A 20776-nucleotide genomic window follows, 5' to 3' on the forward strand; every position below is an offset into this window, starting at 1 on the left:
GCCGTACCGGTATGAGTCTTGGGACTGCTAGGGCGCGGCTGCCGGGGGAGTGGATGCCGGCGGCTCAGGTGCAGGTGCAGGTGCAGGCACGGATGGAGGTGCGGGTGCCGGCGCGGGACGGGCAGGTGCGGGCGTCGGCGTCGGTTTCGGCGGTGCCACCATGGACGCAGGCGGCGGAGGGAATGGATCCGCCGGATAGAGCCGCACCACCTGCAGCATGTAGTTCACCCACTGTGGCCCGGCAATCATGTAGCCGTCCAGGCGGGGGTAGAACACGCCGTTGATGGTCACGTTCTGGCCCGGCCGCTTCTGTCCTTCCAAAGCATCACCGAAGAAGGACGCAGTGGCCAGGCCTGAGGTGTAGCCCACAATCCAGGTGGCGCCGTTGTTGTTCGAGGTGCCGGTCTTTGCCGCGGTGGGCACCACGGTGTGGATCTTGGGATTGATCCAGACGCCCGAGCCCACTTTCAGCACGTCCTGAAGCACGGCGTTAACGCCCCTGGCCACTTCGGGCTTCACCGCAGTCCGGCACTCGGTGGCCTGGGCCGGCATCTGGCCACCGGTCACGTCTGTCACCTCGAGCAGTGCAACGGGGACACAGTAGCGGCCGTCATTGGCGAAGGTCGCAAAAGCATTGGCGAGGTGGAGCGGCGCGACCCCGATGGCCCCCAGCAGGTTGCCCAGTTGGTGCATGTTGATCTGGGCGCCGTCCAGGCCACTGTGCAGCCCCACCGCGTCCACCATCTTCTGGATGCCGCAGAAATCCAGCTGGGTGGCGGTAGCGAAGGTGGCGGTGTTGATTGAGTTGTAGAGCCCGTAATTGATGGGCATGCGGCGGTAGTACCCCTCGTCCGCGTTCTGCAGGTCATCGGCGGCGCCCAGCTCGGGGTTGTTCTGCGCCGTGCTGTAGGCACCCAGGACCCTTCCGCAGCTGGACCGCCAGGGGAATCCCAACGGATACACCCGCCGCGAAGCGTCCACTTCGGCGGTCATGGACTTGCCTTCATTGAGCCATTCCGCGAAGGTAAACGGCTTCATGGTGGATCCTGGCTGGAAGCCGCCGGCGCCATTGAGGTCATTGCCCTGCGGATCGCGGGAATCCACATTCAAGTTCAGCTGGGTGTCGAATTTCCCCTCCTCCGGCAGGAAGACTGTGTTCTGGGCCATCGCCAGGATGTTGCCGGTACCTGGCTGGATCGTCACCAGCGCCGCCCCCCAGCGGTCTGGGTTCGCGCCGGCCGAAGCGTCCACCTGCGCCTGCGCGGCTGCCTGCAGCCTGGGGTCCAGCGTGGTTTTGATGGTCAGGCCGCCGCGGTAGAGCCGGCGTTCCCGCTCGATCAGGCTGGATCCGTAGGCCGGATTGTTCAGGATCAGGTGTGAAATGTAGTCGCAGAAGTAAGGTGCCATGGTGGCATTGGCGCAGCCCTGCCGCCCCGGGTTCAGCTTGAGCTCAATGGGCGTGGCGACGGCCGCGTCGTGGTCGGCCTGGGTGATCTTGTCCGCGGCCAGCATCTCTGAAAGCACCTGGTTGCGCCGGACGATCGACTTGTCCGGGTTGACCGCCGGATTGTAGAAACTGGGGCTGTTCACGAGGCCGGCCAGCAATGCCGCCTGCGGCAGTGTGAGCTCCATGGCCGAGGTGCTGAAGAAGTACCGTGACGCAGCCTCAATGCCGTACGCGTCCCGGTTGAAGAACACGATGTTCAGGTAGCCCTCGAGGATCTGTTCCTTGCTGAACCGCTTTTCCAGGGCGATGGCAAGCTTCATCTCACGGAGCTTGTCGCCGACGCTCTTCTGGCCGCTCAGGATCACCTCGTCCGTCCGGTCCTGGGAGAGGTACGCCTCGTTGATCACATTGGTGACGTACTGCTGGGTAATGGTGGACGCACCCTGTTTGGCGCCCCGGGTCATGTTGGCGATCGCCGCGCGAAGGATTCCCTGGGGGTCGATTCCCACATGGTCGTAGAACCGGCTGTCCTCGATGGCCACGATGGCGTCACGGACAAACGGGGACATCTGGTCCAGCGGAACCTTGATCCGGTTTTCGGCGTAGAACGTGGCGATCAGCTGCCCGTCGGAGGCCAGCACCTTGGTGGATTGCGACGGCGGCGCGACGATCAGTTCCTCGGGCAGGCGATCGAAGTAACTGATGGAGGTGCTGACGCCGAAGCCTGCCGCCGCCACGGCCGGAACCACCAGGCTCGCGGCAAGGACGCCGCACAATGCGCTCGCAGTGAAGAACCCGATGACCCTTCCCAGGGTCGCGGCCAGACGGTGCCCGTGTTTCTTCTTCTCCGCCATTTTCAGCTCTCAGGCTAGCGACGTGAGATCAGGATACGCCGCATTTCCGCGGATCCTCCAGAGCTGTTACCACATAGAAACCGATACTTTGAGGGTGCCGGAACTGGTCATCCGGGAGCCGGCGGTAGGCATATGGCCTGCTGCCCGGGGGCAGGATCAGGCGAAGCTGTCTTCCTTGGCACGCTGGCTTGAAGCCTCCGGAGCTGCCGGCTGTGCGGCGGCGAGGTGGCCGGACGGGTTGAAACGGCTGCCCAGCTCACCGAAGGAGTAGGCGCTCTCGGCGTGCTCGGCGAGGTCCACGCCGACGGTTTCGGCCTCGTGGCTGACCCGGAATCCGATGGTCCTGTTGATGGCCCGCCCGATCACCAGGGTCATGCCGCCGGAGAGGGCCAGGGTGACCACCACTGCGGCGGTCTGGGCAATCAGCTGCTGGACGCCGCCGCCGTAGAACAGGCCGCCGCCGTGGCCGTCCACGGGGAGGGCGAGGAACCCGAGGGACAGTGTGCCGATCAGGCCGGCGCCGAGGTGGACTCCCACCACGTCGAGGGAGTCATCCAGGCCGAAGCGGTACTTCAGGTCCACAAACCAGCAGCAGGCTGCCCCGGCTACCAGGCCCAGGCCGATGGCGGCCACCGGGCTGATGTTGGCGCAGGACGGAGTGATGGCTACCAGGCCCGCCACCACGCCGGACGCGGCACCGAGGGAGGTGGGGTGGCCGTGCCGGATCCTTTCGACGACCAGCCAGCTGAGCATGGCCGCGGCGGGGGTGACCAGGGTGTTGACCCAGATCAGGCCTGCCTGTTCGGCGGTGCTCGCGGCGCCGCCGTTGAAGCCGAACCAACCGAACCACAGGATGGCCGCGCCCAGCATGATGAAGGGGACATTGTGCGGGCGGTGGTTGGGGTCCTTGGCGAAGCCGTGCCGCTGGCCCACGATCAGGGCAAGGACCAGGGCCGCGGTGCCGGAGCTGATTTCCACCACTGCGCCGCCGGCGAAGTCGATGACCTGGCCGAAGACCGCGGTCAGGGCGCCGCCGGCACTCAGGAGTCCGCCGCCCCAGATCATGTAGGCCAGCGGGCAGTAGACGAGCGTGATCCACACGGGAACGAACACGGCCCAGGCGCTGAACCGGGCACGGTCCGCGATGGCGCCGCTGATCAGGGCCACGGTGATGATGGCGAAGGTGGCGCTGTACCCGGCCTTGATGAGGTCCGGTGAGCCCATGAGGTTCTGCAGGCCAAAGTTGGTGAAGGGGTTGCCGAAGAGGCCCAGGATGCCGTCACCGGTGGTCATCGAGTAGCCCCAGAGCACCCAGACGACGCCGACGATGCCCGCGGAGATGAAGCTCATCAGGATCATGTTCAGGGCAGCCTTGGCGCGGGTCATGCCGCCGTAGAAGAGGCCGAGCCCCGGGGTCATGAACAGTACCATTGCCGCTGAAATCATCAGCCAGACGTGTTGCGCAGTGATTTCCACCTGCGGGTCCCTTCGCGTTGAGCCTGCAATACGGGACTCTCCTGATCGGCCCTCGCATTCCCCCTGGTCAATATTTGCCGCCGCGTGTTTCGGTTTGTGCTTCGCTAAGTTGCAGGCACGTTACGCAAATGGCGCTTACGTGAAGATCGCGTGACCGTTATGTTTCAACCATGTAAACGGGACCTGTTGGGCAGGGTGGATTCGGTCCGCTTCGTGCTCGGGATGCCAGCAATCCCAGCCATCCGTGCGCAGGCGAGGTGAGAAGCCGCCGTCGGACGCTGAAAACGGCCAGGTTTCGTAAAAATGAACGGCGGCTCACCAGCACACGCCTGCCGGGGGAGTCACGTACCGTGGGGGAATGCCACAGCCGTTCCAGGAATTTACCGTCGTCAGCGGGCCGGGAGTGGAGCTCCGCTGCTATGACAGCGGCGGCAGCGGCCCCGCCGTGGTGATCCTCCACGGACTCGCCGGTAGCGCCCGCGAATTTTTCCCGACGGCGGCAGCCCTGCCGGAGTGCCGGACGGTCCTGGTGGACCTCCGCGGCCACGGCGCCAGTACCCGGCACCCGGACGACGTTTCGCGCGAGGCGTACGTGGCCGACGTCGTGCGCGTCATGGAAATGGTGGGCCCGCCGGTGGCCCTGGTGGGGCAGTCGATGGGCGGTCATACGGCGATGCTCGTGGCCGCCGCGAGGCCGGACCTTGTCTCACAGTTGGTACTGCTGGAAGCGGACGCCGGCGGCGGACGGGCCGAGGACCACGCGGCGATGGGGGAGTATTTCCGGTCCTGGCCCGTGCCGTTCCCCAGCCGGGATGCCGCGGCTGCGTTCCTTGGCGACGCACCGCTGGCGCGGGCTTGGGCGGCGGACCTGGAGGAGCGCGACGGCGGGTTCTGGCCGCGGTTCGACGCCGGCGTCATGGTGGCGGCCATCAGCGCTGTGGCCGTTCCGCGCTGGACGGAGTGGGAGAGCGTGGCCGTCCCCGCCCTGGTGGTCTATGGCGGGGAGGGCATGTTTGCGGAAGGGGCCAAGGCGGAGTTTGTCCGGCGGGGCAGGAACGCGACCCGGGTTGATCTCCCCGGCGCGTCACACGATGCCCACCTGGACTGCTTCGGGCCGTGGATGGCTGCGCTCAGGGGATTCCTGCTTCCCTGAGCGCAGCCATCTCCCGCGCGGCGCTAGAACGTCCGGGCGTTGGCCAGGACGGGGAGTTTGCCGCGGACGTCGGCAATGACCGAGGGGTCAATGTCTACGACGGCGAGTTCCGGTTCGCCGCCGAGCGCCACCAGGGCTGATCCCAGGGGGGAGATGACGGCGCTGTGGCCGACGCCGGTGGGTGCATTGCCGGCCGTGGCGATGCCGACGCTGGCGGGATCACCCTGCCCGCAGGCCACCACAAACGTGGTGCTGTCCAGGGCGCGGGCCCGGACCAGGAGGTCCCACTGTTCAGCCTTGCCTTCGCCGGCGCCCCATGAGGCGCACACGATGTTGACCTGCGCTCCGGCTTTGGCGTTGGCCGTGAAGAGTGCCGGGAAACGGACGTCGTAGCAGGTGGCCAGCCCGAAGGTGGTGCCGTTCACCTCGAAGGTCACGGGGGCGGTTCCGGCGTCCACGGTGTCGGACTCGGCGAAGCCGAACGCGTCAAAGAGGTGGATCTTGTCGTAGGAGGTTTCCACGCCGGGGCCGGTGACCAGCAGGGTGTTGCGGACGCGCCCGTCCCGGCCGGGGGTGAACATGCCCGCCACCACTGTGATGTCCAGTGCCTTGGCGATGCTGCGGACGCTGCCGGCCCAGTCGCCGTCGACAGGTTCAGCGATGTCCGTCAGCCGGTGTCCGAAGGCGCGCATGGCCGCTTCGGGGAACACCACGATTTCCGCCCCCGCAGCCTTTGCCCGGGTGGCGTAGTCTCGGATGAGTTCCAGGTTGGCGGCCAGATCGGCTCCGGTGATGATTTGGGCCACTGCTAAACGCATGAAATTACTCCATTCTGTTGTATACATAATGTATGCGAAAAATTTCGGGAACGGCGGCGTCCGGCCGGGAAAAGGCGTACGCCTACCTTCGTGAAAACATCCTGACCGATCCTGACGTGCAGGGCCGGTTCCTGAACGAACAGGAGCTGGCTGCCGAGATCGGCGTGTCTCGGACCCCCGTGCGGGAGGCCCTGCTGCTGCTGGTCTCGGACGGGCTGGTGGAGCTGATTCCGCAGCGCGGGGCCTACGTTCCGCCGGTGACAGGCCGGGAGATGTCCGAACTGATGGAACTGCGCGGTGTGCTGGAAAGCCATGCCGCCCGGCTGGTCATCGAACAGGGCATGGTCCCGGCGCGGACCATGCAGGACACGCTGGATCAGCAGGCAGCCCTTCCCGATGAACTGAATCCCGAGGCCGCCCGCGAGTTCATCCGGCTGGACACCCTCTTCCACCAGCAGCTGATCGATGCTGCCGGCAACGAACTGATCTCCCGCACCTACAGCAAGCTGCATGTCCGCCAGATCCTGGTGGGGGTGTCCGCGCTGTTCCGTACCGGCGGCCGGCGCGGGCAGGTCTGCGCCGAACACCAGGACATCCTCGATGCCCTGGTGTCCGGCGATTCCGCGAAGGCCCAGGAGGCCATCGACCATCACCTGGCCGTCACACGGGACATCCTGCTCCGCAACTGATCGAGTTTTTGTCCACATCGGGGGACTTCCAAGGCGTTTTGGGCGCCTTATGGACAAAAACTCCGGTCACGCGGGGTCAGTTGGTGCCGGTCGGCTGCGGCGCGGCACCGGTTCCTTCGAGGAGAAGCCGGTAGTCCTCGTCCTCCACGGTGTTCGAATCCCGGCCCATGGCCAGGCCCACCAGGGTGACGGCGCCGGCCACGGCCACGTAGATGGCCACCGGGATCCAGGTGCCGAACTGCGACAGCAGCAGCGTGAACATCAGCGGGGCAATGGCACCGCCGATCACGCCGGCGAAAGTGTAGGCCAGGGAGCTGCCGGTGGAGCGGAGCCGTGGCGAGAACTGCTCCACGATGAAGGCCGCCTGCGGGCCGTACATAAACGAGTGCGCCATCAGGCCCAGCACGATGCCGATGATGAGCATCGGTTCGTTGTTGCCGCCCAGGATCCCGAAGAAGATGAACGTCCACACAGCCCCGAGGACCGCGGCGGTGCCGTAGACCATACGTCGGTTGAAGCGGTCCGATACGGCGCCCGCGAGCGGGATCATGAAAAGCTGGAACGCGGAACCGACCAGGACCGCGGTCAGCACCTGGTTGCGCTCGTAGCCGAGGGTCTGGATGCCGTAGGTCAGCGTGAACACCGTGAAGAGGGCGTACAGGACGTCCGGGCCCACGCGGCAGAGGATGGCGGCGATCAGCGGGCGGAGCTCCTTGCTGAAGACTTCGCGGACCGGTGCGTTGGGCTGTTCGCCGTGTGCCTCGATGGCCTTGAAGATGGGGGTGTCCTCGAGCTTGAGGCGGATCCAGAGGCCGAAGCCCACCAGGACGGCGGAGACCAGGAACGCGATGCGCCAGCCGAAGCTGAGGAACTGCTCCTCAGTCAGGGCCAGGGTGAGGATGGCCAGTGCGCCGTTGGCCAGCAGGTTGCCGGCAGGCGGGCCAACCTGTGCTGCCGAGGCCCAGAAGCCGCGGCGGTGCGGGTCGCCGTATTCGCTGGAGAGCAGCACGGCGCCGCCCCATTCGCCGCCGACTCCCACGCCCTGCGCGAACCGGAGGAGGACCAGGATGATGGGGGCCGCGATGCCGATGCTGGTGTATCCCGGCAGGACGCCGATGAGGACCGTGGCCACACCAATGATCATCAGTGTGGTCACCAGCACCTTCTTGCGGCCGATCCGGTCCCCGAGCCGGCCGAAGATGATCCCGCCCACGGGACGGGAAACGTAGCCCACCGCGTAGGTGGAGAACGCCAGGATGGTGCCCGTCAGCGGATCCGAGGCCGGGAAGAAAACAACAGGGAATACGACGGCGGCGGCGGCCGAGTAAACGGCGAAGTCATACCACTCGAGTGCGGTGCCGGTGAGGCTGGCGGCGAAGGCCTTGTACAGGCCCTTGGGGTGAATCGGCTTGTTGTGTGGCACTGCTCCGGAAGCCGGAACTGGGACTTTAGCCATGGTGTTTGTCCTCCACGAGATTTTTTCAGGGTGACGCCTGTCACGCTGGCGTTAAATGTATACATTACGCATACTGGATGTACATAGGGGACCGTTTCCGGTTTCCGGTGTGTAAATTTTTCTCCCGCCGTACACGCAAAGGATGGATCCACCATGACGGTTCTCAGCTTCGAACTTCCCGACGGCAGCACCCGGGATGTACAGGTCACGCACCTCCTCAACGCAGGCTACGCAGGGCGCGAGCAGGAGGAAGTGCAGGCCCATATTGCCGAACTGGCCGAGCTTGGCGTGCCGGGACCTGCAACAACTCCGGCCCTCTACCCAGTGTCCCCCTATTTGGCACAGCAGGTCACGGAAGTCCAGGTGCAGCATGCGCGGACATCAGGGGAAGCCGAATGGGCGCTGGTCATCACGGACGACGGCGTGCTGCTGACGGTTGCCTGCGATCACACCGACCGCGACCTTGAGGTCCACGGTGTTGCCTGGAGCAAGAACGCCAGCCCCGACGTCCTGGGCCGCAAGGCATGGCGCCTGGAAGACGTGCGTGACCACCTGGACCGGATCACGCTCAAGGGCTGGGTGGGGGAGGGCGACACCCCGGACACGCTGATCCAGGACAGCTTCCTGGAAGCCCTGTTGACTCCGGACTACTGGCTCGACGTGCTCACCGAGCGCGGCCTGAACAAGCCCGGGACGGTCCTCATTTCGGGCACGGTTGCCATGACCGGCGGAGTGAACCAGTTCGCCCGCAGCTGGAAAGTGGAGATGGCGGACCCCGTCACCGGATCCACCGTGGACGCACAGTACGTGGTGGAGCAGATGGCCGAACCCATCGGCTGATTTCATCAGGCCCGCGCGTTCTGGCGAAGCCCGGCCCGGCTTAGGCGGTGGGGCGCGGATGCATGATCCTCATCTGCTCCCAGCTCCGTTCCGAAGCCGCAATGCTCTGGGTGGACCGGTTGCGGTCCAGCGAGGCAAGTTCGACGGCGATGGCCTGGGTTGCTGCCACCGCGGCGGTCAGCGACGGGAAGAAGCCGGCGCCCTCGGACGGGACCACGATCCGGTGGGCCGCGTGTTCGGCCACCGGGGAGCCCGGGTTGTCAGTAATCGAGATGATCGGCGTCCCCAGGTTGCGGGCGATGTCGACCGCGCGGAGCGTGCTGTCGTAGACGCGCCACAGGCTGATCGCAATCACCAGGTCGTCCGGGGTGAGCCGGGCAATGGCGTTGGTCAGCGTGGCCACGTCGGCGTCCAGCAGCCTGACGTTGTAGCCGGCTATGACGGCGTTGTGTTCCAGCGCTTTGCCGGGCACCGCATAGCTGCCCGCGGCGATGATCAGTGTCTGTTTTGCGGCCGCGATGGCCTGGGCAATCGCGTGCACTGTGTCCGGGTCCAGTGTCCGTTCCAGGTGGGCCAGGCTGGACCGGTCGGTGGTCAGTGCGGCCTGGGCCGGGCTGCTGACGTTTCCGTTGTGCTCGGCGGCCACTTCCACGGCGCTGAGGGACGCCAGGTAGCGGGAGCGCAGCTCAAACTGGAAGTCCGCCCAGCCCTTGAATCCCAGTGTCTGCGCGGTCCGGGTGACCGTCGAGGCGTTGGAGGAAGCCGCTTCGGCGATGTCGCTGACCGAGCCGTAGGAGGCCAGCCGGGGCTGGGAGCGGAGGATCCCCATGACCTGCAGCTGGCGGGCAGCCAGCTTCCGGCCCTGGGACCGGATGTCCAGCCACTCGGTCACAGTGGCGCTGTTAATTTCCCGTTTCACCTATTGACCTTCCCTTCGGTGGCGCGTAACTTTTTATTACATCTTGCACAGGCCCGTGCAAATTTCTGAAAATGTACAACTTCGCCCACTCTGGCAGGAACAAACATGTCTCTTACCGCACGTCTGGACCGGCTGACGCTCAGTCGACCACACTACAAGCTTCTTCTGATCGGCGGCCTCGGTTACTCGTTTGACGGCATGGACGGCGCCGTGGTGGCGTTCCTCCTGCCGCGCATCCAGGAACTCTGGGGCCTGAGCAACGCGAGCCTGGGCCTGGTGGGCTCCGCGGCGCCGCTCGGATTCTTCTTCGGTGCCATCCTGGCAGGGTGGCTGGGGGACCGGTTCGGCCGTAAGAAAGTCATGCTGTGGGCCCTGGCCTTCTACTGTGTGATGTCTGTTGTGGCGGCACTCTCGCCCAACTTCGACGTCTTCCTGGTGGCCCGCATCTTCGCCGGACTGGGCGCCGGTGCCGAGAGCGTTATTATCGCCCCGTTCCTGTCAGAGTTCATCCCGCCCAAGCGCCGCGGCTGGTTCATCGGAACGCTCGCCGGCTTCTTCTCCTTCGGCTTCGTCGGCGCGGCCCTGATCGGCCGGTTTGTGGTCCCCCTCGGTGAGGACGGCTGGCGCTGGGCGCAGGTCATCACGGCCGTTCCGATCCTGCTGCTGCTGTGGTGGCGGCGCAGCCTGCCCGAATCCCCGCGCTACCTGCTCAGCCGCGGCCGCGTGGCTGAAGCCGAACAGGTGGTGGAACGCTTCGAAGCAAGCGTGGTCCGGGCAACCGGCAAGGACCTTGCACCGCTGCAGCCCGGCGAAGAGGAAATCACCAAGCACCAGCAGAAGATCAACATCTGGAATGCCCTGAAGTTCATGTGGTCACGGCAGATGCGCCGCCGTACGGCCGTCATCTGGCTGATCTGGTTCGTCATCACCTTCTCCTACTACGGCTTCTTCTCCTGGATCCCCACCCTCCTGGTGGGCCGCGGCATCACCGTAACCAAGAGCTTCGAATACTCGATCATCATCTACCTGGCCCAGATCCCCGGGTACTTCTCCGCCGCCTGGCTCAACGACCGGATCGACCGCAAGAACACCATTGCCCTGTATCTGGCCGGATCCGCGCTCAGCGCGTTCTGGCTGAGCCAGTCCTCGGATTCGGGCATGATCCTCGTGGCCGCGGCAACCCTGTCCTTCTTCCTGAACGGCACCTACGCCGGCGTCTACGCCTACACTCCGGAACTGTTCCCCACCTGGATGCGGGCCACCGGCGTCGGGCTGGCCAGCGCCGTAGGGCGCATCGGCAGTATCCTCGCCCCGTCCATCATCGGCATCTTCTCCGTGGCACTGGGCTTCGGCGGGGTGTTCACCATGACCACCATCGTGCTGACCATCGGTGTCCTTGGCGTGGTGATCTTCGGTGCGTCCACCGCCGGCAAATCGCTGGAGGACATTAACGCCGGACCCACCACCTTCAGGAACACAAAGATCGAAGCGGGCAACTGATGGCGCACACAAAACACGACGACGTCTTCCGGCGGACCTTCGACGCGCTGGCCGCCGATCCCGGCGTAGTCCTCTTCACTGCCCTCCAGTGGATTCCGGAAACGTCCACGCTGCGCCGGATCTTCACAAGCCATCCGGACGAATATCCCGTGGGCGCCGAGAAAACGGTGGAAATCTCCGCCGGCTGGCTGGACGCCGTCATCGCCGAAAAGAAGCCGTTCCTGGCCGCTGACCTGAAGGCCCTCCGGGAGGTGTTCACCGACGTCGAACTCATCCGTTCCCTGGGCTGCGGGGCAGTCATCAACCTCCCCGTGCTCAACAACGGCGCGATTGTTGGCGTGCTGGCCCTGCTGGACGCCGAAGGAACGTACACCGCCCAGAGCGTCTCCGCCGCCGCGGCAACCGTCGAAGCGGACTCCGCGGCGCTGGCCGAAGCCTTTGTCTCCCACCCCAACGCAACCCCCAGGAAGGACCGTGCCCTGTCATGACCGGCACCCCCACACAGGACCCCACAACGGACGCAACTGCCAAACCCGCCCTGGTCATCCGCAACGCCAGCGTCCTGGACGTTGCGGCGGGCACGTACCGTACTGCCGACGTCGTCAGCGTCAACGGCAAGATCCACAGCGTTGAACCGGACGCGCAGGCACCGGACGGCGCCCGGACCATCGACGGCACCGGCAAGTACGTGATCCCCGGGCTCATTGATGCCCACGTCCACGTGGTGGCCTCCAGCGCCGATTTCCGGTCGCTGACGTATACGCCGCCGTCGTATGTCTACGCCCAGACCGCGCGGATCATGGGCGCCATGCTGCGCCGCGGCTTCACCACCGTCCGGGACCTGTCCGGGGCCGATTTCGGACTGGCCCGCGCCCAAAGCGAAGGCCTGCTGGAAGGGCCCAAGCTCCACTTCTGCGGGCACGCCCTGAGCCAGACCGGCGGCCACGGCGACATGCGGCTCCCCGGCGAGGACCATGACCCCAACAGCCGCGGCTGCTGCGGCATCGGAAAAGTGGCGGACGGCGTGGACGCCGTCCGGGCAGCGGCCCGCGATGAGATCCGCAAGGGTGCCCACCACATCAAGATCATGGCCTCGGGCGGCGTCTCGTCCCCCACGGACCGGATCGATTCCACCCAGTACTCCATGGAGGAGATGCGCGCCGCGGTGGAGGAAGCCGAGGCCGCCAACCGCTACGTGGCGGCGCACGCGTACACGGCGCGGGCCATCAACCGCGCGCTGGAGGCCGGGGTCCGGTCCATCGAACACGGCAACCTCCTGGACGAGGAAAGCCTGCGCCTGTTCCTGGAGAAGGACGCCTTCCTGGTGCCCACGCTGGTGACGTACTGGGCGCTGAAGGAGGAAGGCCGGGAATTCGGGCTGACCGAGGAGATGTGGGCCAAGGTCGACTCCGTGCTGACCAGCGGCCTCGACGCGATCGCCCGCGCCCACGAGGCCGGCGTCAAGATGGCCTTCGGATCGGACCTGCTGGGCGGCATGCACCGCCACCAGAACGAGCAGTTCCGCCTGCTGGGCAAGGTCCAGCCGGCCATCGACGCCATCCGTTCAGCCACCACGACGGCGGCACAGCTGCTGGGGCGCGAAGGGGAGATCGGCGTCGTGGCCCCCGGGGCGGACGCTGACCTGCTGCTGCTGTCCGCCGACCCGCTGGCGGACATTGCGGTGCTGGCCGACATCGCCGACCACCTCGAGGTCCTGGTCCAGGACGGGGCCGTGGTCAGCCAGCGTTAACCGGATCCCTGTAGCATCTTGAGTATGCCCACTGCGCTCGATATGGCAGGTCCCATTCTGGAGATGCTGACCTGGTTATGCCTGCCTGCCGGGCTGATGCTCCTGGTGTACGCAGGGATCCTGCGGCGCTTTGTTAACCCGTGGACCGTGGCCGAGGGCGTCGTCTATTCGGATGCGAGCGGCACCGGCTTCCGGTGGTTTGACGATAAATACCGGATCCATCACGCGCCCATGTCGCCGCACGACATTAAGGACATGGCCGTGGGGGACACGCTTCCTATCTATTACCACCCCAAACGCCCCACCCAATGGCAGACCGCCACGCCGGAAGAGGCCGGCAAGACCGCCGTTGTGGTGGGGCGGCTGCTCACCGGCGTCGGCACGGTGGCGCTCATCGTCGGGTTCATCCTGCCCATGTTCTGAACCTGCGCCGGTGCTGCGGTCCTACGAGGCCAGGACCACCACGATGCCGAGGACTCCCAACGCCACCGCCGCGCCCGCGGTCCACAGGACGGCGGACGTGTCGGCGTCGACGGCTTCCTGCCTGATCCCGCGGGCGCTGGCGCGGTAGCGGCGGCGCTGGGTGACGTAGATGGCGCCGGCTGCGGCGGCTGAGACGGCAAACAGCAGCAGGATGGGGAGCCCGTGATGGGGAAGCCAGCGCAGGAAGATGGCGCTGACCGTCACCAGCGCCATCATGGTCCGGCCCCACGCCAGCGTGGTCCGCTCGGGCTGCAGGCCCGGGTCCCCGTGCGGGCCGGGCACTGCCTGCCTGATGCGTGGCACGGGTCAGCGCCAGAGGATAAAAATGAGGACGACGGCGGCGGCCAGCGCCCCTGCCCCGGCCAGCAGAGGCACGATGAGCGGCAGCGGGAGCGGGGTTTTGTTGCGCATGCTCCGCTCCACCCGGATCCAGCGCACCGCGGCGCCTCCGCTCAGCAGCATGCCAAGGAGGAGCAGCAGGACCGCCAGGATCTTGCGGACGGGCTCGAGGAACAGGTCCGCAGTGAACGCCTCGATGGCGATGCCCCCGGCCAGGAGCGCCAGGGACGTCCTGATCCAGGCCAGGAAGGTGCGTTCATTGGCCAGCGTAAAGCGGGGATCGGGCTCGGTGCCGCCCGGGAGCAGCCGCTCGGCGATTTTCCCGCGGTGCGGTGGCGCGGGATCGGCGGACGGTGGCTGGTTGGTGGACACGGGGACAGTTTAGCCTTTGGCCTGCCCCGGCCCCGCTGCTTCGGCGCGCCCCGACCGCTTCGGTGACGCGCCGCCGTCGTGTGTTTGACTGCCCGCCGTGTGTCAGGCGGTCCGGTTCAGCGCAGCCTTGGACGCCAGGTGCCCGCCGATGGGCAGTGCGGCGGTGGCCGCGGGGGAGGGGGCGTTCAGCACATGGATCATCCGGTCCGTCTCGGCCAGCAGGAAATCATGGATCAGCGTGCCGTCCCGGCGGACAGCCTGGGCACGGATCCCTGCCTCGTACGGGAGGAGGTCCGCGGCGGTCAGGCCCGGGGCGTACTTCTGGCATTCCTTCAGGTAGCTGCCCTTAAACAGCGAGTTCCGGACCTCCCTGACAGCGGTGGCAGCATGGGCCCGGGCCACGCGCCACAGGCCGGGAAACCGCGCGTACCGTGCCACGTCGCGGACATTCACGGAGAATTTGGGATAACCCTCGCGGGACAGCCCCAGCACTGCATTGGGCCCCACGGTGATGGTGCCCGCGACGGTGGGGGTGAGGTGGACGCCCAGGAAGGGCAGGGCAGGGTCGGGAACCGGGTAGATCAGGTGCCGTACGTAGCCGGACTTCTCCGCGGGCAGCTCAAAATACTCGCCCCTGAACGGGATGATCTGGACATCGGTGTCCAGCCCGGCCAGTTCCGCCAGCCGGTCCGACTGCAGGCCGGCGCACACCACCAGCCGGCCGCAGCTGTACGCCTCCTCCGGCGTCGCCACAACCACCGCGTCCGGCGTCTCCCTGATGGCTGAAACCCGCGCGCCGGTGACCACCTGCCCGCCCGACGCCGTCACCAGCTCCGCCAGTTTACGGGCCACCGCAGGGTAGTCCACGATGCCGGTGCTGGGGATGAACAGGGCGCCCAGCCCGGCGACGTTTGGTTCACGACGGCGGAGCCCGGCCTGGTCGATGCGCTCACAGTCCAGGCCGTGGATGGCTGCCCGTTCCTCGAGGGCCGCCAGGCGTTCGGATTCCAAGGCCGTGGTGGCCACGAGCAGCTTGCCGGGCTCCTCGTACCGGATCCCGTGTTCCCGGCAGAAGTCCTTGGTCTGCTGCGCGCCCGCCTTGCTGAAGCGGGCCTTCAGGCTGTCCGGGGCGTAGTAGATACCGGAGTGGATGACGCCGCTGTTGTGTCCGGTCTGGTGCGAAGCCAACGTGTCCGCAGCCTCCAGCAGGACCAGGGACGCGCCGGGGTCCTTGCGCAACAGCTGATACGCGGTTGCCAGACCCACGATGCCGCCGCCCACCACGCAGTAATCCGAATGCTTCATGCCTGAGATTCTCCAGTACTGCGGCGGCCCCGGCCAGAGCGGCACACCCGCGCGTCCTGCATTGTGCAGGCCGGGAATGCGGAGGCCCGCGGGGCGGTTGGGCCCTACATGCAGCGTATCGGATTCCTCTCTTTCGGCCATTGGGGCCCCGGCCAGGGCTCCCGGACCCGGACCGCGGGCGAGGCCCTGCTCCAGGGCATTGAGCTGGCGGTCGCAGCGGAGGAGCTCGGGATCGACGGCGCCTTCTTCCGCGTGCACCACTTCGCCCGGCAACAGGCGTCCCCGTTCCCCCTCCTGGCGGCCATCGCGGCCCGGACCAGCCGGATAGAGATGGGCACCGGCGTGATCGACATGAGGTACGAAAACCCGCTCTACATGGCCGAGGAAGCCGCGGCCACGGACCTGATCAGCGGCGGCCGGCTGCAGCTGGGCATCAGCCGTGGTTCACCCGAGCCGGCCCGGAACGGGGCCGCGGCCTTCGGCCACGTACCCGGCCCCGGAGAAACTGACGCGGACATGGCCCACCGCCACACGGAGCTGTTCCGCCAGGCCATCAGCGGGGCAGGGGTGGCGGAAGCGGACCCGCGCTACGCCGGCGGAACCAGGGGACTGCTGCCCGTCCAGCCCCAGGCGCCGGGCCTGCAGGAGCGCATCTGGTGGGGAGCCGGGAGCCGGCAGACCGCGGTCTGGGCGGCAAGCCTTGGAATGAACCTGATGAGCTCCACGCTGCTCACCGAGGACACCGGCGTCCCCTTCGACCAGCTGCAGGCGGAACAGATCCAGCTCTTCCGCGACGCATGGGCCGCCGCCGGACACAGCCACCAGCCGCGCGTGTCCGTCAGCCGCAGCATCCTGCCGATCGTCGATGACGAGGACAACAGGTACTTTGCGGGCAGTGCCCTGCGCGACAGCCGGGACCAGGTGGGTGTCATCGACGGCCTGACGGCACGGTTTGGGAAGACCTACGCCGGTTCCCCGGATATCCTCGCCGAGCAGCTGGCAGCCGACGCCGCTGTCCAGGCAGCGGACACGCTGCTGGTGACTGTACCCAACCAGCTGGGCGTCGACTTCAACGCCAAGATGCTCGGCAACATCGCCCGGTACATCGCACCCGCGGCCGGATGGAGCCCCGGCCGTTCCTGACCCGGCACGGATTCCGCTGTGTGATCTGCCCGGGAGGGAATATCCTGAGAGGGTACGGGCCATTGCGGCCCGGATATCCTGACGGCCCAGAGAGGCTCCCATGTCTGACAAGCTCCACCTGTCTCCGGACGACGACTTCCCGGAAGATCTCTCCGTTGTGCCGGACCAGACCCTGCAGATCCTGGACAGCCAGGTCCAGCGCCAGCTGGATTACGAATACGTGGTCGACGGCGAACCCAACCCGGAGACCGAATTCAGGCACTTCGACCTCGATGAGGAATTCCAGGAACGCGACGTCCGCTGACGAGGCGGACCCCGCCGTCGGCCCCGCACCCCGGCCGCGGCAGCCCCAGTGGCGAATAACCAGTAACCTTACTAAAATCCCCAGTGGAACCATCCACGGACGTCAGCCGTTATTCTTAATGCGGCTTGGGGGCTTAGCGTCCATCACAGCGTGACTGCGGAACGGTCATGACGGGAGAGAGAAATATGGCTCGCGCCGCTTTAGGCTTGACTGCATGATCCGGCTACGCCAGCTGGCCCAGGCGGCCTCTGTACTGACCACGCCCTTGGCGCCCGAAGATATTCTGGCGCTCTTCAACCCTGTCTTCTCGGCGCGCCAGCTGCGCGGCGTGGTGACCCGTGTCGTGCAGGAGACGGCCCAGTCGGCCACGATCTTCTTCCGCCCGGGCCGCGGCTGGCACTCACATCTGGCCGGCCAGTGGGCCCGCATCGGTGTTGAGCTGGACGGCGTCCGCCACTGGCGCTCCTACTCACTGAGCGCCCCCGCCGGCAAGGACCCCGCAATCACCGTCACGGACGTCGGTGCCGTTTCCGGCACCCTGGTCCGGACCACCCGGCCGGGCGACGTCCTGTTCCTGGCACCTCCGCAGGGCGACTTCGTCCTGCCGGAGCACCCGCGGCCGCTGCTGATGGTCACCGCCGGCAGCGGCATCACTCCGGTGATGTCCATGATCCGTACGCTCGTGCCGCGGCGCCCGGACGCCGACGTCGTGCTCATCCACTCGGCCCGCACGCCCTCCGACAGCCTGTTCCGCGAGGAACTGGCGGAACTCGCGGACCAGTTCCCCAACTTCCGGCTGGCGCACTGGTTCACCGGCCAGCAGGGCCGCCTGGACTTCACTACTCCCGCCGAGCTGGACGACCTCTGCCCGGACTGGAAGGAACGCGCTGCTTACGCCTGCGGTCCGGACAGTTTCCTGGACGACGCCGAGGCGCTCTGGAAGCAGGCCGCCCTCACCGCCGGGGCCCCCGGCACCGACGTCGCGATCGCCGGTGATCCCGGCAACCTCATGATCGAACGGTTCAACACCGCGTTCGCCGGCGGCGTGGGGCACGACGGCGGCCTGGTCACCTTTGAAGCATCCGACCGGGAAGTGGACGCCGACGGCGACACCCCCCTGCTGGATGTCGGCGAGGACGCCGGGGTGCTGATGCCCAGCGGCTGCCGGATGGGCATCTGCCACAGCTGCCTGACCCCGCTCCTGGCCGGCCAGGTCCGAGACCTCCGCACCAACGAAGTCCATGGCGAACCAGGCCAACTGATCCAAACGTGTGTCTCGGCAGCCGCCGGACCCGTCAACCTCGAACTCTGAGGAGCATCTCCGCATGTCAGTAGTTTCAGAAAACAAGACCGCACCCACCGGAGCGGCAAAGACGCGCCCCGGCGCGCTGGCCGAATCCGGCAGCCCGTCAGTCCGCCCGCCCGCCGCAGCGCACCTCTCCGACGAACAGGTCGCTGAGCTGGGCCGCGAACTCGACGCCATCCGCGACGAGATCCTCGCCAAGCGCGGCGCCTCCGACGCCGCCTACATCCGGCGCATGATCAAGATCCAGCGCGGGCTGGAGATCTCCGGCCGCGCGGCACTGCTGGTCAGCAAGAACAAGGCTGCCTGGGTCACCGGCACCACGCTGCTGAGCCTCGCCAAGATCCTGGAAAACATGGAACTGGGCCACAACATCCTGCACGGCCAGTGGGACTGGATGCGGGACCCGGACATCCACTCCACCACCTGGGAATGGGACTTCGTCACGCCCTCACGCTCCTGGCAGCACACCCACAACGACCTCCACCACCGCTGGACCAACGTCCTCGGCAAGGACAACGACGTCGGATACAACCTCCTGCGCATGGACGAGAACCAGCCGTGGAAGCCGATCAACCTCGCCAACCCGCTGTTCAACGCCATCCTGGCACCCGTCTTCGAGTGGGGCATTGCCATCTACGACCTTGAGCTGACGGAGTACAAGGAAGGCAAGAAGTCCAAGGAAGCCCTGAACAAGGACCTCAAGGCCCTCGGCCGGAAGGTCATCACCCAGTTCACCAAGGACTACGCCGCAACGCCCGCCGTCGCCATGCTCACCGGCTCCGGAAAGCAGGCCCTCTACGGCACGCTGACGGCCAACGCCGTGCGCAACGTCTGGGCGCACGCCGTGATCTTCTGCGGCCACTTCCCCGAAGGCACCGACACCTTCACCGAGGAAATGGTGGAAGGCGAAACCCGCGGCGACTGGTACGTCCGCCAGATGATCGGCTCCGCCAACATCTCCGGTTCGAAGTTCATGCACCTGATGACCGGCAACCTGTCACACCAGATCGAGCACCACCTCTTCCCAGACCTGCCGTCCAACCGGTACGCCGAGGTTGCTCCGCGGGTCCGCGAGATCTGCCAGCGCTACGGCCTGAAGTACACCACCGGTCCGCTGCTGAAGCAGGTGGGCTCGTCCTGGGCCAAGGTCTTCAAGCTGGCGCTGCCCGGCAAGGCGGCCCGGGCCTGATCCAGGCGGCATTGCAGTAAACAGCGGAGGGGCCAGGCACCATGCCTGGCCCCTCCGCTGTCCTGTTGGTGCCTACTTTTTGAGGAACGCGAGCAGGGCGTCGTTGACTTCCGCGGCGTGCGTCCACAGCAGGCCGTGCGGGGCCCCCTCGATCTCGACGTAGTCGGCGCTGGGCAGGGCCTTGGCGAACAGGCGCCCGGTGGAATCGATCGGCAGGATGTTGTCCGCCGTGCCGTGGACGATCAGCGCGGGGACATCGATCCGCGGGATGTCCCCGCGGAAATCCGTGAGCCAGGTGGGCTGGGCCGCGACCGAAGCCGTGGCCCCCGCTCCGGCTGCGAGGTTCCAGCTGGCGTTCACGGCTTCCTGGCTGAGGCGGGGAGTGCCCAGGAAGGTGTCCGAGTTGTAGAAGTTCTTGAAGAATTCCGTGAAGAATGCGTACCGGTCAGCGGTGACCGCTTCGGTGAGTCCGTCGAAAACCTCCTGCGGAACGCCGTCGGGGTTGTCGTCCGTTTTCAGCAGGAACGGTTCCAGGGATCCGAGGAAGGCCGCCCGGGAAACGCGCTCCGAACCATAGGTGCTCAGGTACCGGGCAACTTCACCGGTACCCATCGAGAAGCCCACCAGCACAGCGTTGTGGAGTTCCAGCCTGGTCAGGAGGGTGTTGAGGTCCGCGGCGAAGGTGTCGTAGTCATAGCCCGTGGTGGTCTTGCTGGATTTGCCGAAACCGCGGCGGTCGTAGGTGATGACGCGGTAGCCCGCGTCCAGGAGGGCGGCTGTCTGCTTCTCCCAGGAGGATCCATCCAAGGGGTAGCCATGGATCAGGACGACCGGCTGGCCGCTCCCGTGGTCTTCGTAATAAAGCTCAATATCGGTGCTGTTCTCGGTTCCAACGGTGACGAATGCCATCTTGGCGGTCCTTTCGAGGCTTCGGAATCAGGTTCCCGGCGCAAGAAAGGTCCGCGCCCGGCATTTCCCACTCTAGGCAACGCCCGGCGCGGCACCAAGGACCTCGTTACTGGGACGGCTGCGGCAGGTCACAGACAATCTGCGGGTTGACCCCCATGTAGTTCAAGGGTCCTGCGACGATGGTCACCGCCACCGTTCCGGCCTCGGCACAGGAACCGGGGGCTCCGCCGAAGTAGCCGCGCTGCCAGGCGGCGATTCCTCCAATGATCAGCCAGATAACAATCAGTGCTCCGAGAAACTTCATGGTGTCCTCCAACGCCCGTGGCCGCCTGTGCGTCCAAGTATGCGCCGTTAACCGGAATCCAGACAGAGCCCCCCACCCCCGGACGCTCGGACTAGTGAGAGTGTCCCTATGTTTTTCGTCAAGCTGCTGTGGGTGTTTTGCTTGGTAGAGGGTGCCGTCGCGGAGCATGGCGAAGAGGGTGTCGCAGCGTCGTCGTGCGAGAGCGATGAGGGCTTGGTTG

Annotated in this window: 21 protein-coding genes; 11 read left to right on the forward strand and 10 right to left on the reverse strand. The window is 66.4% G+C overall.

The window, feature by feature from the left end:
- Positions 1-27: 27 nt before the first annotated feature.
- Both EYS21_RS14595 and EYS21_RS14600 read right to left on the reverse strand, forming a co-directional pair.
- Positions 28-2301, reverse strand: a complete 2274-nt coding sequence (locus EYS21_RS14595) for a transglycosylase domain-containing protein (protein WP_131133917.1) — start codon at positions 2299-2301, stop codon at positions 28-30.
- 156 nt (positions 2302-2457) lie between these two features.
- Positions 2458-3777 carry an ammonium transporter gene (locus EYS21_RS14600; protein WP_131133918.1) on the reverse strand — a complete coding sequence of 440 codons (1320 nt, stop codon included), beginning with the start codon at positions 3775-3777 and terminating at the stop codon, positions 2458-2460.
- Between the two features lie 358 nt (positions 3778-4135).
- Here EYS21_RS14600 and EYS21_RS14605 point away from each other — a divergent pair, with 358 nt between their 5' ends.
- Positions 4136-4930 (forward strand): alpha/beta hydrolase, encoded by a 795-nt coding sequence (locus tag EYS21_RS14605; RefSeq protein ID WP_131133919.1) that lies wholly within the window; start codon positions 4136-4138, stop codon positions 4928-4930.
- A gap of 23 nt (positions 4931-4953) precedes the next feature.
- On the opposite strand, the gene EYS21_RS14610 is transcribed toward EYS21_RS14605, so the two are convergent.
- Complete coding sequence (locus EYS21_RS14610; RefSeq protein WP_131133920.1) at positions 4954-5748, reverse strand: carbon-nitrogen hydrolase family protein; 795 nt, start codon at positions 5746-5748, stop codon at positions 4954-4956.
- 32 nt (positions 5749-5780) lie between these two features.
- On the opposite strand from EYS21_RS14610, the gene EYS21_RS14615 reads away from it, so the two are divergent.
- Positions 5781-6437, forward strand: coding sequence for a GntR family transcriptional regulator (locus EYS21_RS14615; RefSeq protein WP_131133921.1), 657 nt, complete (start codon positions 5781-5783; stop codon positions 6435-6437).
- 76 nt (positions 6438-6513) lie between these two features.
- On the opposite strand, the gene EYS21_RS14620 is transcribed toward EYS21_RS14615, so the two are convergent.
- On the reverse strand, positions 6514-7893 hold the full coding sequence (locus tag EYS21_RS14620; protein ID WP_131133922.1) for an MFS transporter: 1380 nt from the start codon (positions 7891-7893) through the stop codon (positions 6514-6516).
- Positions 7894-8046: 153 nt separating this feature from the next.
- On the opposite strand from EYS21_RS14620, the gene EYS21_RS14625 reads away from it, so the two are divergent.
- Positions 8047-8733 carry a DUF2848 domain-containing protein gene (locus EYS21_RS14625; RefSeq protein ID WP_131133923.1) on the forward strand — a complete coding sequence of 229 codons (687 nt, stop codon included), beginning with the start codon at positions 8047-8049 and terminating at the stop codon, positions 8731-8733.
- Positions 8734-8773: 40 nt separating this feature from the next.
- Here the strand turns inward: EYS21_RS14625 and EYS21_RS14630 are convergent, their stop codons facing one another.
- Complete coding sequence (locus tag EYS21_RS14630) at positions 8774-9652, reverse strand: MurR/RpiR family transcriptional regulator (RefSeq protein ID WP_131133924.1); 879 nt, start codon at positions 9650-9652, stop codon at positions 8774-8776.
- A 105-nt stretch (positions 9653-9757) separates the two neighbouring features.
- On the opposite strand from EYS21_RS14630, the gene EYS21_RS14635 reads away from it, so the two are divergent.
- The 4 genes from EYS21_RS14635 to EYS21_RS14650 are packed head-to-tail and all read left to right on the forward strand — an operon-like array spanning position 9758 to position 13325.
- Positions 9758-11152, forward strand: coding sequence for an MFS transporter (locus EYS21_RS14635; RefSeq protein WP_131133925.1), 1395 nt, complete (start codon positions 9758-9760; stop codon positions 11150-11152).
- Positions 11152-11640 carry a GAF domain-containing protein gene (locus EYS21_RS14640; RefSeq protein ID WP_131133926.1) on the forward strand — a complete coding sequence of 163 codons (489 nt, stop codon included), beginning with the start codon at positions 11152-11154 and terminating at the stop codon, positions 11638-11640. The genes EYS21_RS14635 and EYS21_RS14640 overlap by 1 nt, the downstream gene beginning before the upstream one ends.
- Complete coding sequence (locus EYS21_RS14645; protein WP_131133927.1) at positions 11637-12902, forward strand: amidohydrolase family protein; 1266 nt, start codon at positions 11637-11639, stop codon at positions 12900-12902. Before EYS21_RS14640 ends, EYS21_RS14645 begins: the two co-directional genes overlap by 4 nt.
- Before the next feature lie 24 nt (positions 12903-12926).
- On the forward strand, positions 12927-13325 hold the full coding sequence (locus EYS21_RS14650; protein ID WP_131133928.1) for a hypothetical protein: 399 nt from the start codon (positions 12927-12929) through the stop codon (positions 13323-13325).
- Positions 13326-13346: 21 nt separating this feature from the next.
- On the opposite strand, the gene EYS21_RS14655 is transcribed toward EYS21_RS14650, so the two are convergent.
- The 3 genes from EYS21_RS14655 to lhgO all read right to left on the reverse strand — a co-directional run bounded on the left by EYS21_RS14655 (position 13347) and on the right by lhgO (position 15401).
- Positions 13347-13679, reverse strand: a complete 333-nt coding sequence (locus EYS21_RS14655; protein ID WP_131133961.1) for a DUF202 domain-containing protein — start codon at positions 13677-13679, stop codon at positions 13347-13349.
- A gap of 12 nt (positions 13680-13691) precedes the next feature.
- Entirely contained in the window at positions 13692-14096 is a 405-nt protein-coding gene (locus tag EYS21_RS14660; RefSeq protein ID WP_131133929.1) for a DUF202 domain-containing protein, read from the reverse strand.
- Between the two features lie 102 nt (positions 14097-14198).
- Entirely contained in the window at positions 14199-15401 is a 1203-nt protein-coding gene (gene lhgO, locus EYS21_RS14665; protein WP_131133930.1) for an L-2-hydroxyglutarate oxidase, read from the reverse strand.
- A 108-nt stretch (positions 15402-15509) separates the two neighbouring features.
- Here lhgO and EYS21_RS14670 point away from each other — a divergent pair, with 108 nt between their 5' ends.
- The 4 genes from EYS21_RS14670 to EYS21_RS14685 all read left to right on the forward strand — a co-directional run bounded on the left by EYS21_RS14670 (position 15510) and on the right by EYS21_RS14685 (position 19343).
- Positions 15510-16544, forward strand: a complete 1035-nt coding sequence (locus EYS21_RS14670) for an LLM class flavin-dependent oxidoreductase (RefSeq protein WP_131133931.1) — start codon at positions 15510-15512, stop codon at positions 16542-16544.
- Between the two features lie 100 nt (positions 16545-16644).
- On the forward strand, positions 16645-16848 hold the full coding sequence (locus EYS21_RS14675) for a hypothetical protein (protein WP_131133932.1): 204 nt from the start codon (positions 16645-16647) through the stop codon (positions 16846-16848).
- A 214-nt stretch (positions 16849-17062) separates the two neighbouring features.
- Positions 17063-18160: a ferredoxin reductase gene (locus tag EYS21_RS14680; protein ID WP_131133933.1), complete on the forward strand. Its 1098-nt coding sequence runs from the start codon at positions 17063-17065 to the stop codon at positions 18158-18160.
- A gap of 13 nt (positions 18161-18173) precedes the next feature.
- Positions 18174-19343 (forward strand): acyl-CoA desaturase, encoded by a 1170-nt coding sequence (locus EYS21_RS14685; RefSeq protein ID WP_131133934.1) that lies wholly within the window; start codon positions 18174-18176, stop codon positions 19341-19343.
- A gap of 72 nt (positions 19344-19415) precedes the next feature.
- Here the strand turns inward: EYS21_RS14685 and EYS21_RS14690 are convergent, their stop codons facing one another.
- Both EYS21_RS14690 and EYS21_RS14695 read right to left on the reverse strand, forming a co-directional pair.
- The gene (locus tag EYS21_RS14690; protein ID WP_131133935.1) at positions 19416-20252 is read right to left on the reverse strand and encodes an alpha/beta hydrolase; all 837 of its coding nucleotides are present in this window, start codon (positions 20250-20252) and stop codon (positions 19416-19418) included.
- A gap of 106 nt (positions 20253-20358) precedes the next feature.
- Positions 20359-20556 (reverse strand): hypothetical protein, encoded by a 198-nt coding sequence (locus tag EYS21_RS14695; RefSeq protein WP_131133962.1) that lies wholly within the window; start codon positions 20554-20556, stop codon positions 20359-20361.
- Between the last annotated feature and the right edge of the window lie 220 nt (positions 20557-20776).

The organism is Arthrobacter sp. S39 (assembly GCF_004320525.1).
Lineage (GTDB): Bacteria > Actinomycetota > Actinomycetes > Actinomycetales > Micrococcaceae > Arthrobacter.

Coding starts and splice junctions, on each gene's coding strand:
- EYS21_RS14595 (WP_131133917.1), bottom strand. CDS start 2,301: ATGGCGGAGAAGAAGAAACACGGGCACCGTCTGGCCGCGACCCTGGGA.
- EYS21_RS14605 (WP_131133919.1), top strand. CDS start 4,136: ATGCCACAGCCGTTCCAGGAATTTACCGTCGTCAGCGGGCCGGGAGTG.
- EYS21_RS14610 (WP_131133920.1), bottom strand. CDS start 5,748: ATGCGTTTAGCAGTGGCCCAAATCATCACCGGAGCCGATCTGGCCGCC.
- EYS21_RS14615 (WP_131133921.1), top strand. CDS start 5,781: ATGCGAAAAATTTCGGGAACGGCGGCGTCCGGCCGGGAAAAGGCGTAC.
- EYS21_RS14620 (WP_131133922.1), bottom strand. CDS start 7,893: ATGGCTAAAGTCCCAGTTCCGGCTTCCGGAGCAGTGCCACACAACAAG.
- EYS21_RS14625 (WP_131133923.1), top strand. CDS start 8,047: ATGACGGTTCTCAGCTTCGAACTTCCCGACGGCAGCACCCGGGATGTA.
- EYS21_RS14635 (WP_131133925.1), top strand. CDS start 9,758: ATGTCTCTTACCGCACGTCTGGACCGGCTGACGCTCAGTCGACCACAC.
- EYS21_RS14640 (WP_131133926.1), top strand. CDS start 11,152: ATGGCGCACACAAAACACGACGACGTCTTCCGGCGGACCTTCGACGCG.
- EYS21_RS14645 (WP_131133927.1), top strand. CDS start 11,637: ATGACCGGCACCCCCACACAGGACCCCACAACGGACGCAACTGCCAAA.
- EYS21_RS14650 (WP_131133928.1), top strand. CDS start 12,927: ATGCCCACTGCGCTCGATATGGCAGGTCCCATTCTGGAGATGCTGACC.
- lhgO (WP_131133930.1), bottom strand. CDS start 15,401: ATGAAGCATTCGGATTACTGCGTGGTGGGCGGCGGCATCGTGGGTCTG.
- EYS21_RS14670 (WP_131133931.1), top strand. CDS start 15,510: ATGCAGCGTATCGGATTCCTCTCTTTCGGCCATTGGGGCCCCGGCCAG.
- EYS21_RS14675 (WP_131133932.1), top strand. CDS start 16,645: ATGTCTGACAAGCTCCACCTGTCTCCGGACGACGACTTCCCGGAAGAT.
- EYS21_RS14680 (WP_131133933.1), top strand. CDS start 17,063: ATGATCCGGCTACGCCAGCTGGCCCAGGCGGCCTCTGTACTGACCACG.
- EYS21_RS14685 (WP_131133934.1), top strand. CDS start 18,174: ATGTCAGTAGTTTCAGAAAACAAGACCGCACCCACCGGAGCGGCAAAG.
- EYS21_RS14690 (WP_131133935.1), bottom strand. CDS start 20,252: ATGGCATTCGTCACCGTTGGAACCGAGAACAGCACCGATATTGAGCTT.
- EYS21_RS14695 (WP_131133962.1), bottom strand. CDS start 20,556: ATGAAGTTTCTCGGAGCACTGATTGTTATCTGGCTGATCATTGGAGGA.